The organism is Pseudophaeobacter sp. (assembly GCF_039971195.1).
Lineage (GTDB): Bacteria > Pseudomonadota > Alphaproteobacteria > Rhodobacterales > Rhodobacteraceae > Pseudophaeobacter.
Genome location: NZ_JBDWPJ010000213.1, coordinates 1 through 16,256, shown reverse-complemented (window position 1 = coordinate 16,256; position 16,256 = coordinate 1). Strand labels below are relative to the sequence as shown.

Sequence of the window (16,256 nt, the reverse complement as noted above, 5' to 3'; positions counted from 1 at the left end):
TCCTTTAGGAAACAGGTGTCTTGTTCGCGTTGGGATGATTGGCCGGTGGACGGCCAATGTTGAGGTCAGGACCGGGGGTCCCGGTCTTGGCGCGGCGTTTGATCTGTTTGATCACCACCGGGCATTTGGTCTCAGATTGGTAGAGCACCTGACAGTGCAGGCAGTTGACGCACTCATTGGGGTTGATCTCACCAGTGGGGTGAATGGCCTGTACCGGGCATTCGTTGGAGCAGGTTTGACAGGGGCTGCCACATTCCTTGTAGCGTTTGAGCCAGTCAAACATGCGGATCCGTGCCGGGATCGCCAGCGCACCGCCCAGGGGGCAGAGGTAGCGACAGTAGAACCGCTCCACAAAGAGCCCAGCCAGCAGCAGGATCAGAGCAAAGAGGACAAAGGGCCAATCACGCACGAATTTCAGGATGATTGCGGTCTTGAAGGGTTCGATCTCGGCATAGGTCTCTGCCAGCGGCATCGACACCATGGAGAGGCCAAACAAGCCAAGGAAGATCATGTATTTCACCGGCCAAAGGCGCTCATGCAAGCCCCAGGGCAGGGTCCATTGTGGCACCTTGAGGGCGCGCGCCAGCTTGTTGGTCAGCTCCTGCAGGGCGCCAAAGGGGCAAAGCCAGCCGCAATAGGCACCACGGCCCCAGAACAACAGGGCAGCGGCGATGGCAAACCACTGGATAAAGACCAGCGGATCCATCAGGAAAGCGTCCCAGGTAAAGCCAGAGCGTAGGGAACCGGCCAGCGCCATCAGATTCACCACCGAAAGCTGCGCATTGGCGTACCAGCCAAGGAACACGAGAGTGAAGCTCAGGTATCCAATGCGGAACCAATAGAAGGCGCGGGCATTCATGGTGGCGTGGAACTGGAAGAAAAAGACACCGGTCAACAAGAGCAGCATGGCACCGAGGATGGCGATTTCTACCTGTTTGTCGCGCCAGATCCGCTGCCAGAGCGCTGATTTCGCCGCAGCCTCATCGCTGGCGCTGTCGATAATCACCGGGGCTGTCACGACCGGCAGCAAATACTGTTCTGGCAGTTTGTAGCCCAGATCAAAGGTCAGGAAGGTCTTGTCGATGGCGCCAATGACGCGCTGCGCCAAAAGTTGAATGCGGAAGGGCTCGGACGGGTTGAATTCGGCATCGGCGGGGATCTTGAAGATGTCCAGCTCAGTGAAGCTGGGGCTGTCGCTGGTGGCGAGTTCCCCCAGACGGCGCTGTTGCTTGTCAAAGAAACGCACCGAATTGTCACCCTGGATCAGCTGAATCCGGTCAAAGATGCCGCCCCGCACATAGCCGGAGCCTTTGAAACTATAGGCTCCACGCCCTAACAGCAGGATCGCTTCTTCGCCTTCTTCCAGCCATTCAGTGAGGTTGTTGTACTCGGCTTCGCCCAACAGGCTGAGACCAATTGAGGGCACCGAGACCAGGGCCACATGCATATCAATATAGGTGTCGTCTGGTTCGCCGGGCTCGGGGCGTTTGATGGCACGGGCATCGCCAGTCTCTTCAAAGGCGGCGTTGATCTGGCCAATGTCCAGGGTCATCCGGCGTGTGGAGCCATCGCCAGCCATGGTGTGCCAGTCGTAGGTGTCGCGCTGGGCCATATCGACTTCGCGCTTGGGGCCATCAGCGACATTTGGTGACAACCCGCCAAGGCCCAGCGCCCGCGAGACCTTGATGCCGCCGCGCACCAGGCTGTCGTCGATAATCATAATGGTCACGGTGGCGCCCGAAATAATGTCGAGGTCATGGGCCTCCCCGCCGGTAGCGGCTTCGGCTTTGAGGTCCAGCCCGGCGTAGCTTTCGGTCAGGGCGACCATCTTGGAGTTGGGAATACCGATCAGCACGATGGGTTCGGAGTGTTTCACCAGTTTGACGCCGGTCAGCACGGCGTCGGTATCAATCCCCGCAACCACATGGATCGGCTTGCCGGAATAACCTGTGGTGCCGACAAAATCCGATGTCAGAAAAGCATAGCCAACGGTATCACTGCCCTTGAGGATCGGGGCGACGGCAACGTCGTCGCGGATCGGGCCAAAGGCATCGGCGCCTGGATACAGGTCTTCGGGGGTGAGGTCTGTGAGGAAAGAGGCGAGGCTATCTGCCTGGGCCTGGCTCGGGGCGGCAAAGGCCACGAGAGAAATCATCAGGGCCGTCATCCAGCCATAAAGAGTGCGTGCTATTCTCATGACGCCTCCCCTTTGGATTGAGTGGTCGCCATGCATGCGCCGCATGCGCATGTCATTTTTGCTGCCTGCAGGCGCGGAGGTCCCCGACCGTCATGCCAGAACTGTGCCGGGTTTGACGCCGCCGCGCCGGACCGCATCTGCAGAGCGGAATCTGCTGTCAGGGCCAGACTGGAAGTTGGGACAAGGGTCTTGCGCGCCTGACCGTTTTCCGCCGCGCACATCAGACAGATGTCACAATCAGGGCAGTCCTCGCGCGCGCTGTCTGTTTCAACGCTGGAGACTTCAATCTCGATAACGCCAAAGTCGCTGCAAATCTCGATCCAGCTTGTCGCGGTTTCGGCCTTGCCAATGCCTGGCAGCAGCAATTGAACCGCGAGCATCACCATCGCCAAACAGGCCAAGACGCGTCGGAAGAATCCGCCGTAGCCTGAAAAAGGAAATGATGCGTGAAGAGACATTGGCTGCCTGATTCGTTGCTAGAACTGGCGCAAACCTATCGGACTAATTTTTTTGGCAATTTGTTCTAGGACAAAGAATTGTGTTTTCTTGCACCTAGGATGCAATATTCAATATGTTGAATTTAAAGGGCCAAAACGGAGTTTACGCAGGCGAAAATGCCTAGGCTCTGGACCCATTGATTTGGTTGCGGTTGTCGCGTCGGGCTGCTTCAAGCTCCTGATCTTCGTTCAGCCAGTAAAGATTGCTCATATAACCCCCGCAGTTTGGGAGCTTGGATCACGTCGAACCGGCAACCTCAATCAGATTAACAGGTCCTGAGCCTAGGCTTTGCTGAGGGCAGCGCTGTGTCTTTGTACAGTTCTCAAACAGGTTCCCACGGTCGAAGCAATTTCCTGTTGCGTTTTCCCTTCACGCAGTAGCAATAAAATCAAATATCTCCGAATTCCTTCCTGGAGACCTGTCAGAGACTGGACTTCAACATTGCCCTGAGAGGCGTTTCGATACATCAGGCGAAGGAAACCTTTGCTTTCGAACTCGCTTTCGAGATCGCCAAAAGAAACCCGCTGCGAGCCATGTTCGATGAGCCAAGCCAAGCCATCCTCGGCTCCAAGTTCGGCCAGAATTTCGACGCTAAACCAATTCAAATAAGTGGATAGATAGACAAAATCCACCTCGATTTCCTGCGCCAAGGATCGAATTTCTTTGGGTTCCAGAGGTGGTTTAACAAAGTCCAACAAAGCAATCATATCTTTAACCCTCTTAGAACAATACAAGCGTTGCCAAAACTCTCATGACCCCAAAGTTCATCCCGACTCTGAGAGTTTGCAACAAAGTCACCTGAGAATAGAGCAGAAATCGTGGCAAGATTTGCAACACGTATTTGGGGTGACAGTGTCCATGTTTACATCTTTTAGGTAAGCGGCTGTGCTGGTCCCATCAAAAGTGGGGTGACTGAAATGGCAGCCAATGATGTTGTAAATGCTCAGATAGTCGACGCAGTCAGCACTGTTAATACCGGCGTTGTTGGCGATGCGCCAAGCATAGCTGTTGGAACACTCTATCAATCCCTGGCCCATGCCAGCGGTATTGCGATGTTCAATGCTTCGGCAAACCAGCAGAACTTGAACCAGCTTAACCCCGCAATCGTGTCTCAGGCAATCGCCAAGATTAACGCCTAAATTTAGGTGTGGTGGCCAAGCTCTCAAACAGCTCCGGAGGTGACAGATGACTGAAACCGAAATGATAACTTCCCCAGCTTCGCCCGCTACGCTTTCAGCCACGCCCGGACCTGCCACTGTGCCAGCAGAGGTGTTGCAGAGCATGCAGGGTCAGGCCGCCGGTATGATTGCTCTGGATGTGGAATCCTTTTCCAACGGCTTCATGCAGATCATGCTGGCTGGAATCGGTTGGGCTTCAGCCGAGATTGCAAGCACCGAGGGTGAAAAAGGTGAAAAGCAACTGACATTCTTCACCGAGAAACTTTCCGTTGATCTTCCGCTTATCATTCAAAACATAACTGCGGCTACAAATGGCGACTATACCCCTCCAATAGTGGGCGGCGGCGCTCAGAAACAGGCCAAAGGAGGGTTGTTTAAGAAATGAGCCCTCAACCCCCAGGAAAACCAAAAAAACAAAAACTACAGGAAACGCCAGCACCACAATCGCCCTCAGTGGGTGATGCCAGTTCGGTCCCACCACCTGAGGCCTACTCTGGGGCCAAGGCACAGGTGCCCAGGGTTGCCCCCCCGCAAATGCCGCCGACTCCTACACCTGATGCCATCAGGGAGGGGGCCCAGGCGGGCGAAGCGCATGACCCGCTCACAGAGCGTGAGAAATATCTGGTCAATATCATCACCAGGCAGGTGCTGAACCAGATTGACCCCTTGCTGATAAAGCTTCAGCAGATCTCAAATGAATCTGTGAGCCTCGGAGCGCAACGGAAGTTGCAAGAGTTGGAGCAAGGCATCAACGAGCGCATCGAACAACGGATCCTCAAAATCAATGCACTAATTGGAAGGAAGGGAAGATGACCCGTAAAGCCAAGGAGAAACGGAAAGTGGAGGACCGTATTTCTGGAACTTCTATCCCAGACACCAGCCTCTCGACCCTCGGCTACAACCCTCCAACAGTCGCGGGTCAAGGAGCCCTATCTACATCCCAGGCAACTGGACGGTCGATGCAAAACTCGGTTTCCCAAGCGAATAATTTGCAGGGTATTTCTCAGGCGCAAACGACAAATGGTGTGGCATCGCTTTTGACGCGGCAACCTCGATTCCTGAAAAAGAAAAACATCCGGAAATTCTTGGAGCTTGGCAAGGCTCTTTGAACCTCAGGAGAGCAAAGAGGCTCACCTGCAGCAAACAAATGCCAGACATCTTAACAACAGAAAGGAATTCCTATGACACATGTTGCAGAACAGATTACCGATGCGGTGACGCAGGCAAACGTCAAAGTTGTTGCCGAGGCGCCGGCCATGGCCATGGGGTCGCTGTATCAGACAGCAAGCCATTCGACAGGCATGATGTATGAAAACTCGGTGAATGCGCAGAACCAGCAGAACATCCTGTCACAGGCTGCGACCACCCAGGGTGTGATGCAGATCTACAGTGTCGATACTGTTTCGGACGCGCTTGCTGTTTCTCAGATGATCAACAGCACCCGCTAGGGCACCTTTTTGGGGCGGGGGTTCTTCCGCCCCAAGATCCCGCTTTGGTCGCGGGGCTTTGTAAGCTTTTTGGGAGGCTAAGGTGGGCACCGTAAAAATTAGACATTATCCGTTCGACTACCACACCCATTTCTGGGGCATTCTGCCGGTTCACCCAGCCCCGGAAGAAAGCATCTACAACCCAAGCCTCGAACAGGGAGTTAAGCTGTTCTATGCGGCCTGTGGCGAAACGCTGCCGTCGCTGGACGTGAAACGGCGTGTTTTTGCCCTGAGCCTACGATTGGCGTTTGAGCGCTTTTCCAAATGGTTCCCCTCGGCAGGCCCGATGTCGTTTCAAGCAAACAGATATGAGCGCGGGGAATGCTTTGTTGAAAATGCACTGATAGCCTGGAACCTGATTGCGCAGAGCAAGCCTGGAGAGCTGCTGCCAAGTTTCTGGCCGGACGTAAAAGACCCGAATGATGCCTTGGCCAGGATAGAAGCTAGCTTGGAAGGCTTTGAAAAGGCGATCTTGAAGAAAACGATCGGTCAGCTCCCTCCCGAGGAGGTGACGGCCTTTGAAATAGAACTGGGCAGTTTGATCAAGGCGAACGTGCTGACCCTGGCCGAGGCTGGAGAAATCACAAAGATCCTGAATACTCCTGCTGCGCCGATCGGGAGACTGGCCGCAGCGTGTAGAATAAACATGGGCGCTCGGTTTTACAGCATCAAACTTCTGAAAGCGCCGGCCTCGATCTACCGCTACTATGACTACTTCAACAACATGATGCTTTCAGCAAACGAGTTCACCCCCTTCGACGATGCCTATGTCTCGCGCGATGCTGTCAAAGAGTTGTCAGGAGGGGCGGTTGATAGCAAGGTTTATAGCCAGACCTTCCTCATCGACGAGACCAACAAATACTATGCCAACGAGGGCATCACGCACACTCAGTTGTCGATGAGCCGCAAGATCAAGGGCCCGATCTTTGACAGTTTCAATCTGCCTTCAGAGGCTCCTCGGGGCTGGGGAAAACACAACAAAATCCTCTACCACAATACCAACCATAACCTTGGGTCTGACATCGGGGAGCTCTACAGGTTTCTCGATCAGGCGATCTCTGATTTCAATGATGACAAATCCGAAATCACCAAACGGGTCATCGGAGTGGACTTTTTAGGCAGTGAAACCCACGTGGATTTCGCCACGCTCTTTCAGGTGATGGAGACGCTGAACAGCAAGCTCAACGCCCCAGAAGGGAAACGCAGCTTCGTGCTGCGGATCCATGTCGGCGAGGGGTCCGGCGCGGCCGCCTACAACCGTAGCGTATTTGGGCAAATGTGCATCGGCACAACAACCGCAGCAGCCTTGGCAAAGGATGGCCCCTATCGCGCCTTCATAGATCGGTTGGTGAATTTTCGCCCATCTGACGCCCGCGAAGATACGCCGGATATATGGCCCGGTACAGCGGACCTGATGCAAAGGATCTTTTCTGGCCCGAGTTTTGATCTGCGTTTCAATATCTTCAGCAAAAAGACCCATCAACGTGTATCCGCCATAGCAGAGAACAACATGCTGTTGCTGTATCACGCAGCAACACTGGTTGATGACCATGGGGCTTATGTCTATGGGCCAAACAGTATCTTTGCAAAGACATCCATCCGGCTGGGCCACGGCCAACATGCCCGACAGTATATTCACGCCCTATCACAAATTCGTGGCCTGGCTGATGGATTCAGGCAGATAACTTTTGATACAAACCTGGGCAGCAACTACATCACCGGGTCGTCGTCGAACATAATGTCCCCCGAAGATTACAACAGGGCCGAAGGCATACGCAGCCTGACATCCTTTGCGCCCGCACGCTATGTCATGCAGGCGATCAACGCGGTGTTTGGCAAAACGGCCCTGTCGGATTCTCTCTACCAGAAAGCCTTCCCGCTGTTGGTCGGCAGCGATGGTCAGGGCGTAGAGCATACAAATCTGGAGCGAGAGAATATTCGGGGCTTGGTCCTGACTGTGCTGCGGTCGGCTCTAGTCAGTCATAACATGACCGAAAAAGACCTGCTTGATGTGGACGGCCTTCTCAGCCTGGGGCTGATAGATATGGCCCAGTTGCCGGATCCGGTTGCAACCTTCCTGTTTGATGACGCTCTGAAGTATTGGGAACGTACCGTTGGGGATCCGGGGGTCATCCCTGAGGATACAATTCGGGTATCCGGTGGGGCTTGGATTTCAGAGCAACGCATAGAGCCTACTCGGGCCAGCTATGACGGGTTTGAGTACTATAAGGCTCCTGAGTTTGATGTGTCCTGGTCCAAAACCTAGCCCTGGCGTCTTTTGCAGGTTTGCTCTTTGGGAACGGCCTTGTTGATGTCCGGCTGAACATCTGAATCACAGCTGCTAGATTAAGCGTTGGGCAAGGCGCGGGTGAAGGCATGGTCTAGCCCGGTTTCTTCTCAGGCTCCCCCTTGAGAGGGGGCGAGTATCACTGACGATTTGTTCACAAAGTTGAACGCGGTTGTTGCGCGTGGTCGGATCGGAGGGGGAGCTGCCTTCAGTTTTCGAAGAGGCTGATTATTCCTCAGGGTGCAAATAGCGGCGTGAGAACTCCTAGGGATAGCGAGTTTCGAACCATAGAGCGCTTTTGCTCGGCTAGATTAGATCTTAAGGGGCGTCCGCACCCTTAACAGTTTGGAAAGCCGAAACAGGGCGAAGTAGGTCCGGGTACTTGACTGATTCTTGCCCCATTTGGGGGGCTGAGGACCAAATCGCGCGAAGTTCTTACCGAAGTCTTGCACTTGATAGTGTCGATTTGGGTCACAAGAGGGTAAAAAAATTCATGTTTTTACAGGTATTTGACTAAAACCTTAGGGAGAGTCTTAACGGCGGGTGGCCTTTTCCCCTGTTTTAACGTCATTCTGGGGCATCAATAACCGGGGGGTTAGAGAATTGTTAACGCTGTCACATTCTGTCCACTATTTCGTCCACCACGCACAAGATTGGGCCCCATTCCAGCCGCACGACTGAACAAACATGTTGATGTGGGAATTTGGAGTGGAAAATGAAACGACTAATCGCTGTGGCTGCGGCCTACTTGCTTGCAAGTATGCCCAGCGGCGCGAGGGCGGGTGATCCGCAATTTGGAGCTCGATCGTTACCTGGGTGGGAAGCGGTTGGACGTCTGAATATTTCGGGACGCAATATGTGTACCGGATCCTTGATTGCGCCAAACCTAGTACTGACTGCGGCCCATTGCCTGTATGACCCGGCAACGGGACGCGCAATTGATCCAACGTCGATCAAATTCGAAGCCGGCCTGGTTGGCCGACGTGCCAAAGCTTCGCGTGGTATTGCCAAAGCCGTTGTGCATCCTGGCTATAACCATCGCGCCAGAGGCAACTCTTTGATGGGCAGTGACATCGCAGTGCTGCGCCTGTCCCGGCCGATCAGCTCGAACAAGATCCGACCTTTGGATATGGTGATGGATGCCAACCGCGGCGATGCCGTCGGGGTGCTGTCCTATAACTATACACATGCGACACGGCCCAGTCTGGAGCGCAGTTGTGAAGTGCTGGCAAAGCAGCGCACGACACTGGTGATGTCTTGTCTTGTTGATTTTGGCGCTTCTGGGGCACCGGTTCTGCAGGTGATCCCAGGACGATTGCCCAAGCTGGTCTCGGTGATTTCCGCCAAAGCTGCGATGGGCAGCAAAAGGGTTTCGATTGGCACGGCGCTAGATTCAACCCTGTGGCGCTTGATGCAACAGGCTGGCTGACAACAGATGCGTCCCTCCTTGGCGACGTTCCCGCGTGACCCTCTGCTAGAATGGCAGGGGCGAGCAGGGCACCGGGCTAGAGGCTGCGGCTTCCGCATATTGCGGAGTTCGGGTGAAGGGACAAAAGCGACGCCTGAACCGCCTAACAGCGTTTCGGGACCCGAGTGAACCAGAGGGACTGATCTAAGGTTCGCGGAAAGCCTCCTGTGATTTGTACAGGGGTTTCAGCAGATAGTTCAGCACGGTCTTTGACCCGGTCTGCAATTCTGCAGTGGCCCGCATGCCAGGGCGGATTTCGATCCCCTGCTGGCGTTCGGTCAAATCTGAGCGATCCACCCGCACCGTGACCCGATAAAAGGGTTCGGCGCGGGGGTTGCGTTCATCCTCAAAAGTATCAGCAGAAACAAAATCAACCTCGCCATTCAAGGCGCCATAGATGGTGTAATCATAGGCCGAAAGCTTGATGGTAGCGGTCTGACCGGTTTGAACGCTGGCGATATCCTTGGGATTGACCCGGGCCTCAACAAACAGCTCTTCACCCATTGGAATGATTTCAAAGATCTCTTCACCGGGGCGCACAACGCCGCCAATGGTGGTGACGCCAAGGCTATTGACGATGCCGGACATTGGCGAAGTAATCACCGTCCGGTCCAGCTGGTCCTGTGCCAGTCGTTGGTCCTGGCGCAGGGAGGCCAGTTCCCGCAGCGCGTCGGAGTAGTCTTCTGCTAGTTTTAGCTCGTTCTGGGTGCCAATCTCGTTGTATTTGGCCTGGGCATCGGTGGCGGATTTCTGTGCCCGGTTCACTTCTATCAGGGCGACGATATTCTGCTCATAGAGTTTTTGCATATTGGCCAGCTCGTCGTTCAGCTGGTCGAGGATTTTGCGAGCGCTGGTGCGGCGGCTGTCAAAATCACCCTGACGGGCGTTGAGCAAGGCGCGCTCCGAAGCCAGGATCTCTGCTGAACGGTTGGCCAGATCATCGGGAACGGCAAATTCATAGGCACCGTCCATCTCAGCTTCCAACCGGAACTGCTTGATTTCCAGGGTGTCGATCTGATCCTGCAACTCGTCGGCAATGGTGCGGAACTTGGTGTCTTGCAGTTTGGCCAAAACCTGACCGGCCTTGACCTCGTCCCCCTGGCGCACGTGCAGTTCGGCCAGAATGCCACCTTCGAGGTTCTGTACAATCTGCGCCCGTGAGGAGGAAACAACCTCGCCTTCGCCACGCACGATCTCATCCACCGAGGCAAAGGCGGCCCAACCGATAAACACGGCCAAGGCCGCGCCGACCAGATAGACGATGCGGCCAGCGCCACGGGCGCTTTCAGCCAGATCATAGTGTTCAGGGGAGGTCATTTGCCCTCTCCAGCGGCGAGGTGTGCCAGTACCTTGTCGCGGGGACCATCTACAACCATGCGCCCATCCTGCAGGATCAAGGTGCGGTTGGTGAGCGACAGGATGGGCATCCGGTGGGTGGCAATCACGGCGGTACGGCCCTGCAGCCAGGTCTCCAATCGGCTGACAAGCGTGCGTTCCAGGGTTTGGTCCAGCGCCGCAGTAGGTTCATCCAGCAGCACAATCGAAGGATTTTGCAACCAAAGCCGCGCCCAGCCCATGGATTGACGTTGGCCAATGGACAAGCCACCGCCACCATCGCCAATTTCCAGATCCAACCCCTTGTGATGGCTGCGCACATAGGCCCCAAGACCAGAGAAGTCCAAGGCGGCCATCAGGCGGCTGTCATCGCGTTCCAATTGGTTGAGATTGAGGTTGTCGCGCAGCGACCCGGCAAAGAGCCTCACGTCCTGGCTGAGATAGCCGATGTTGCGGCGCAGATCGCGTGGGTCGATCTGGCCCATATCGGTGCCATCAATCATGATCCGGCCAGTATCAGGGGCGTAGAGGCCCGACAGCAACTTGATCAGGGTGGATTTTCCGGAGCCATTGACGCCGAGCACAGCGACGCGCTGACCGGGCGTTATGGCAACGCCAGGCACATCTAATGTGGGGGCGGAATCTTCGTCATAGCGGAACACCACTTCGCGCAGCTCAAACCGGCCTTCAAGCTGCTCACGGCGCAGGTAGCTACGTTCGGCGTCCATCTCCTGCGGTGCCGTGGCGATGGCCTCCAGCCCCTCCAGAGCGCCCTTGACGTTGCTCCAGCGGGCCATGGTGGCGGCAAACTGAGTGAGCGGCGCCAGGGTGCGGCTGGTGAGGATGCCGGTGGCAATGATTGTGCCAACGGTAAACTCACCGGCAAAGACCAAGAGAGTGCCCAGCACTACAGCGGTAATGTAAGTAGCCTGCTGGATGCCCTGGGACCAAAAGGTCAGGGCGCTTGCCAGACGGCGCTGTTCTGTCGAGGAATGCGAGGAAAGCGTGTTCAGCTCGTCCCAGTTGCGCATCACCCGGTCTTCGCCGCGTTGGGTCTTGACGGTGTCGAGCTCGGTGATGACCTCGTGCAACAGCCTGCCTGCCTTGGCATTGGCGCCCTGGGTCTGGCGGGTCAGAGCGATCATCTTGCGCTGCATGAAATAGGCCGGCAGCAACATCAGGGCTCCGCCAACCATGATCACATAGACAACGGGTCCTGCAATAGAGGCCACCAGCAGCAGGAAAACGGCGATAAAGGGAATATCGGCCAGTGTAGAGATAGTCGAAGAGGTGAAAAACTCGCGCACGGCGCCAAAATCGCGCATCGCCGCGAATAGCCCCGAAGGCGGCAGGGGCTTTTTATCTGACCGCATGCCAATGAGGCGGCGCATCAGGTTGTGCTGGACTGAGAGTTCAATCTGACGGCCGGCGGCATCCGTCAGCCGGGCGCGGGCAACCTTGAGCAGCGCTTCCAGCATGATCGCCAGGAAGGCGCCAATGGCCAGCACCCAGAGGGTGGCATGGGACTGGTGCGGCACCACCCGGTCATAGACCTGCAATGAGAACAGCGCGACCGAGACCGCGAGGATATTGGCCACAAGCGAGCCAAGCATGATTTCGCCCACCTGACGGCGGTATTTTGGGAATTCACCCCAGAACCAATGATCACTGTCCAGCTGCGGCGTATGCCGCGCGGCCATCTGTTTCAGTGAGGGGCGGGCCACCACCAACGTGCCGCTGTAAAACGGTGCAAACTCAGCGAGCGGTACCATCGCGCGATTGTCGGGGCAGGTGGTGTCAAAGATCGTCAGCCGGTCAAGTTCCTGACCCAGAACCAGCACACATTGCCCCCCCTTCATCATGGCCAGCGCGGGCCAATCATTGGGGGAAAGGTCACGGCGGTTTTGCAGCTTTACCTGCAGCCCGGTGGATCCAAGCGCCTGGGCAAGACTTTCAGCAGAGGAATCGCCGGGATTATTGCTCCACATGAAGCTGGCGATGTCGCCAGCATGAGCTTCGGTGCCTTTCAGCGAAGCCAGGGTGGCAATCAGAGCGGCGCGGTGGTTGATCCGGGAAGAAGCACCCTCGATCAGGGTTCCAACTTCGCGCTGCCCATCTGCAGCGACGTCGCCAGGGGTTCCAGGTGCTGGCGCTGCAGGAGAAGACGCCTGAACAGCTATCGGCACGGCAGGCTTTCTGGCGGTACGGTTCTGGCCTGTCTTGTCACCGGTGATTGGCCCGGTCACAGATTTGTTGCCGGAGGGTCTGCTCTCAGCGATCGGCGCAGGGCTTGGCGGCACGGCCCGCAGACGGGGCGCGCTTGGCTTGCGTGGCTCATTGCTGGCCTTTGGTTCTGAACCTGGCCGGGTGGGTGGGGTTGTTTCAGTCAAATCTTATCCCCATCCGCCAAAAGGCCCATGTCACTTGCCAGCGTCAGCTGGATCAGCACGACTTCGTATTTTGCATCAATGTGGTCTTGCTCGCGCCGCACCAGTTCTTCGTAGATGGTGACCACATCCATTACTGGACGTTGGCCCGCCTCGAACTGAGCCTTGAACAACCTGTAGGTCTCGCGGCTGGCGCGGGCGAGGGAAGCTGCCTCGACTGTCTGGCGCTGATAGGAGGCCAGACGCTGGATTTGCCGGGAGTGGCTTCGGCGTGCATCCTCTTCGGCCTCACCGATCTGACGTCGCGCGGCTTCTTTCGAGACTTCAATGGCCTTAAGCGCGGCCGGCGTCCCCAAGCCGAGCGGTTCGGAGAGGTCAAGGGTGATCCCGGCGCCAGAGCCATCTGTTGTCAAATTGCCCGCAGCGGAGATCTGCGGTAGCAATCCGGCGCGGCCAACCACAGCCTGGGCGACATCGCGATTGGCGACGGCCTGTGATTTCAGCACAGATAGGTAATGCGCCTCAGAAGGCGGCGCGCCGAGGTCCAGCTTGCCGGGTTTTTCCGAAAAACTCTGGCCTGTCATGGCGGTGAGTTCGGCACGGGCGGTCGAGGCCCCGTCCTGTGCAGTGGTGCGGGCGTTGCGCATGCCGCTGATTTTGCTGTCGACCACATTGAGGTCGGCGCGGTCAGAAAGGCCGCCTTCAACCCGGCCTGCGACAATGCGGCGGAATTCCTGCATCTGGCCCAGGGCGCGGCTGCTGTAGGCGGCTTTCTCATCGCCGCGCAGCCCAGCCACATAGAGCCCCACAGCGTCTTCCACCCGCTCATTCATATCAACAGAGAGATTGACCGCAGCAACTTCGACATCGGCGGCGGCAAATTCGCGTTCGGCCTTGCGACGGCCATTGTCAAAGAGCACCTGCTCGATGAGGATCCCTGCAACCAGATCACCCAGGTCCGTAAGGCTGACCGAGGGGCCGATGGTGGGCAGCCAGTTCTTTTCCTTGGCCTCAGCCCGCAGTTTGGCGCTGATCAGTTCTGCTTCGGAGGCCCGGGCAGAGGCGGCGACAGCCGCATCGGCATCATCGCTATAAACCGTGCCTTCAGTGAGCAGTGAACGACGCTCCAGTAGAGTGGTGATGACCTGCGAGCCATCTTCGTCTTCGGGCTGCTGAAAATTGCCGCCGCGGCGGGACACTTCGTCCTCGGCGGCGGACTTCGTACCCTGAAACGGCATGCCATCTGCGCAGCCTGTCAGGCTGCACAAGAGTGCCAATGCGCCAATGGGTCGTGCCAAATGCATGTTGCCCCTCGCCCTTTTCTTAGGCTGGTGGATGGGGCGGCAGCTCTGGAAAGGGTCGCCGCCCCAATTGATCAGATGATGACGGTGACGTCTTGATCAATGACCAGGGTCGTGCCGTCGTTGCCAACGGTGTAGACATTGTAGCTCTCACCACCGACGCTGCGGGTGCCGGTATGGGTGGCCCCGGTCACGGTGACGCTGTCATCACCGGGCGTATTGCCGCTGTGGATGGTCAGGGTGTCAGAGTTTTCCGAGAGCGCCTTGATGTCAGCTTCGGTCAGGACCAGCGACACATTGCTGGCCGCCCCAAGATCCAATTCGTCGATGTTGAACTGGCTTAGACCGGCGTGGTTCAGGGTGCTGGCCGTGGTGGCGTTGTCTTCAAGTACCAGAAGGGTGCTGGAGCCATTGCCAAGCGCGTCAACATTGGTCACCACCAGATCGGTGCCGTCAGGGATGGCGCTGTTAAAGTCGAACTCAGTATCGCTGTGCCCGGGGGTCACAAAGGCGCCGGGTGTAGATACTGACCCATCGCCTTCGAGCGCATTGACGGTAATGGATTCACCGGGTCCGGCAACACCTTCAACAGTGATCTCGCTAACGTCCTGGCTGCCGATTTCGTAGGTGACGGAGTCAAGGACAGGGGCCTCAAACACTGTATCAACTTCGAAGCTTTCGACCAGCGTGCTGGTGTTTCCGGCGGCATCCTGGGCGACGATGGTGGCTGAGGTGGTATATTCACCAGCAGGCAGATCGGCGGCCGAGAACTCAGCGCTCCAGTTGCCCGCCGCATCGACGGTTGCCGTCTTGGCGATGCCCTGAATGGTAACGATGACAGAGGAACCGGGTTCAACAGTGCCCTGCAGGGCAAAACCTGCGTTCAATTCGTCCTGGTTGACCACGTCATTGGCGGTTTGATTGGGGTTGGCGGTGAAGGGCGTCACCTCTGTGTCGACCGCAACACTGTGGGTTGCGACATCTGTATTGCCTGCCACATCGGTGGCATGCACTTCGACATCAACATCAGTGGTGCCGGTTGGGATCAACCCGGCAGGAATGTTGACGGTCCAGTTGCCTGCGGCATCGACTGTCGCGTTCTGGCCCGCGCCAGCGCCAAAGAAGACCTGCACCGAGGAGCCAGGCTCGGAGGTGCCGGTCAGGGTCAGGCCCGCAGCGCGTTCGGCCGCATTGACGGTGTCGTCGGCGCCCGCATAGCCACTGTTCAAGGTCACAGCTGCTTCGGTATCGATGCGAACGGAATGGCTGCTGGTGGAGGAGTTACCGGCCTGATCGGTCGAGGTGACCTCGGCAGTGGTGTCATAGGTGCCGCTGGTGATTTGCCCGGCGCTGTAGCCCACCGACCATGTGCCATTGGCGGCAACCGTTGTGGTTTGGGTAATGCCTTGGAAAACAACAGAAATGGAGGATCCTGCTTCGCCGGTTCCGCTCAGCGTGACGCCATCGGAGGCCTCAACCTTGTTGATGACATTGTCGGTTTCCACAGTATTGACGGCAATGGGCGGGGCCACGGTGTCGACAACCAGTGTTTCGGTAAAGCTGGCGCTATTGCCAAAGCTGTCGGTGGTGGTGATTGAGACGCCAGTGCTGTATTCACCGGTATTGATCTGGCCCGAACCAAAGGTCACCGACCAGCTGCCATCATTGGCAACGGTGGTTGTCTGGGTGTGACCGTTGACAACAACGCTGACGCTGGCGCCTGCTTCGCCGGTGCCGCTGATCACGGTGCCGCTGCTGTGCTCGGCACCGTTTACGATATCGCCGGTAGACTGGGTGCCGCTGGTGACATCAAGATCGGGCGGCGTGGTGTCGATGACCACCGAAGGCCCGTCCAGGTCATGGTTGGTTCCGTCTGGGTCTTTGACTTTAACGGTTGTGTCATAGTTGCCATCTGGCGGCAGGTCAGAAACGTCAAAGCTGACCTCCCAGGTGCCGTCATCCTTTACGATGCCTGTTTTGGTCTCGCCGCCTACGTTGACCTCAACTTCGGCACCTGGAGTGCCGGTGCCGGTGATAACGACGGGATCTGTGGTTGCGCCCGCGACAGGATGGACGGCGTCCGGGTTATCGACGGTTGGAAGGATGACGCTGGAACCG

General features: G+C 56.9%; 14 protein-coding genes. 7 read left to right on the top strand and 7 right to left on the bottom strand.

Annotation, left to right across the window (positions count from 1 at the left end):
• Positions 1-4: 4 nt before the first annotated feature.
• From ABJP42_RS18175 to ABJP42_RS18165, 3 genes are all read right to left on the bottom strand, one after another.
• Positions 5-2,197: a 4Fe-4S binding protein gene (locus ABJP42_RS18175; RefSeq protein WP_348342909.1), complete on the bottom strand. Its 2,193-nt coding sequence runs from the start codon at positions 2,195-2,197 to the stop codon at positions 5-7.
• Positions 2,194-2,577, bottom strand: a complete 384-nt coding sequence (locus tag ABJP42_RS18170; RefSeq protein WP_348342907.1) for a hypothetical protein — start codon at positions 2,575-2,577, stop codon at positions 2,194-2,196. Before ABJP42_RS18170 ends, ABJP42_RS18175 begins: the two co-directional genes overlap by 4 nt.
• Positions 2,578-2,976: 399 nt before the next feature.
• Complete coding sequence (locus tag ABJP42_RS18165; protein WP_348342905.1) at positions 2,977-3,402, bottom strand: helix-turn-helix domain-containing protein; 426 nt, start codon at positions 3,400-3,402, stop codon at positions 2,977-2,979.
• A gap of 210 nt (positions 3,403-3,612) precedes the next feature.
• Here ABJP42_RS18165 and ABJP42_RS18160 point away from each other — a divergent pair, with 210 nt between their 5' ends.
• The 7 genes from ABJP42_RS18160 to ABJP42_RS18130 all read left to right on the top strand — a co-directional run bounded on the left by ABJP42_RS18160 (position 3,613) and on the right by ABJP42_RS18130 (position 9,076).
• On the top strand, positions 3,613-3,834 hold the full coding sequence (locus tag ABJP42_RS18160) for a RebB family R body protein (RefSeq protein ID WP_348342903.1): 222 nt from the start codon (positions 3,613-3,615) through the stop codon (positions 3,832-3,834).
• A gap of 46 nt (positions 3,835-3,880) precedes the next feature.
• The gene (locus ABJP42_RS18155) at positions 3,881-4,258 is read left to right on the top strand and encodes a hypothetical protein (RefSeq protein WP_348342901.1); all 378 of its coding nucleotides are present in this window, start codon (positions 3,881-3,883) and stop codon (positions 4,256-4,258) included.
• Complete coding sequence (locus ABJP42_RS18150; RefSeq protein WP_348342899.1) at positions 4,255-4,686, top strand: hypothetical protein; 432 nt, start codon at positions 4,255-4,257, stop codon at positions 4,684-4,686. The genes ABJP42_RS18155 and ABJP42_RS18150 overlap by 4 nt, the downstream gene beginning before the upstream one ends.
• Positions 4,683-4,982: a RebB family R body protein gene (locus ABJP42_RS18145; protein WP_348342897.1), complete on the top strand. Its 300-nt coding sequence runs from the start codon at positions 4,683-4,685 to the stop codon at positions 4,980-4,982. The genes ABJP42_RS18150 and ABJP42_RS18145 overlap by 4 nt, the downstream gene beginning before the upstream one ends.
• A 72-nt stretch (positions 4,983-5,054) precedes the next feature.
• Positions 5,055-5,321, top strand: a complete 267-nt coding sequence (locus tag ABJP42_RS18140; protein WP_348342895.1) for a RebB family R body protein — start codon at positions 5,055-5,057, stop codon at positions 5,319-5,321.
• An 82-nt stretch (positions 5,322-5,403) separates the two neighbouring features.
• The gene (locus tag ABJP42_RS18135) at positions 5,404-7,626 is read left to right on the top strand and encodes a hypothetical protein (RefSeq protein ID WP_348342893.1); all 2,223 of its coding nucleotides are present in this window, start codon (positions 5,404-5,406) and stop codon (positions 7,624-7,626) included.
• A gap of 736 nt (positions 7,627-8,362) precedes the next feature.
• Positions 8,363-9,076, top strand: a complete 714-nt coding sequence (locus ABJP42_RS18130; protein ID WP_348342891.1) for a trypsin-like serine peptidase — start codon at positions 8,363-8,365, stop codon at positions 9,074-9,076.
• Between the two features lie 183 nt (positions 9,077-9,259).
• On the opposite strand, the gene ABJP42_RS18125 is transcribed toward ABJP42_RS18130, so the two are convergent.
• From ABJP42_RS18125 to ABJP42_RS18110, 4 genes are all read right to left on the bottom strand, one after another.
• The gene (locus tag ABJP42_RS18125) at positions 9,260-10,432 is read right to left on the bottom strand and encodes an HlyD family type I secretion periplasmic adaptor subunit (RefSeq protein WP_348342889.1); all 1,173 of its coding nucleotides are present in this window, start codon (positions 10,430-10,432) and stop codon (positions 9,260-9,262) included.
• Positions 10,429-12,840: an ATP-binding cassette domain-containing protein gene (locus ABJP42_RS18120; protein WP_348342887.1), complete on the bottom strand. Its 2,412-nt coding sequence runs from the start codon at positions 12,838-12,840 to the stop codon at positions 10,429-10,431. Before ABJP42_RS18120 ends, ABJP42_RS18125 begins: the two co-directional genes overlap by 4 nt.
• A complete protein-coding gene (locus ABJP42_RS18115; RefSeq protein WP_348342885.1) occupies positions 12,837-14,141 on the bottom strand; it encodes a TolC family protein in 1,305 nt (434 codons plus the stop codon). The genes ABJP42_RS18120 and ABJP42_RS18115 overlap by 4 nt, the downstream gene beginning before the upstream one ends.
• Before the next feature lie 71 nt (positions 14,142-14,212).
• A partial coding sequence (locus tag ABJP42_RS18110) for an Ig-like domain-containing protein (RefSeq protein WP_348342883.1) occupies positions 14,213-16,256 on the bottom strand: 2,044 nt, incomplete at its 5' end.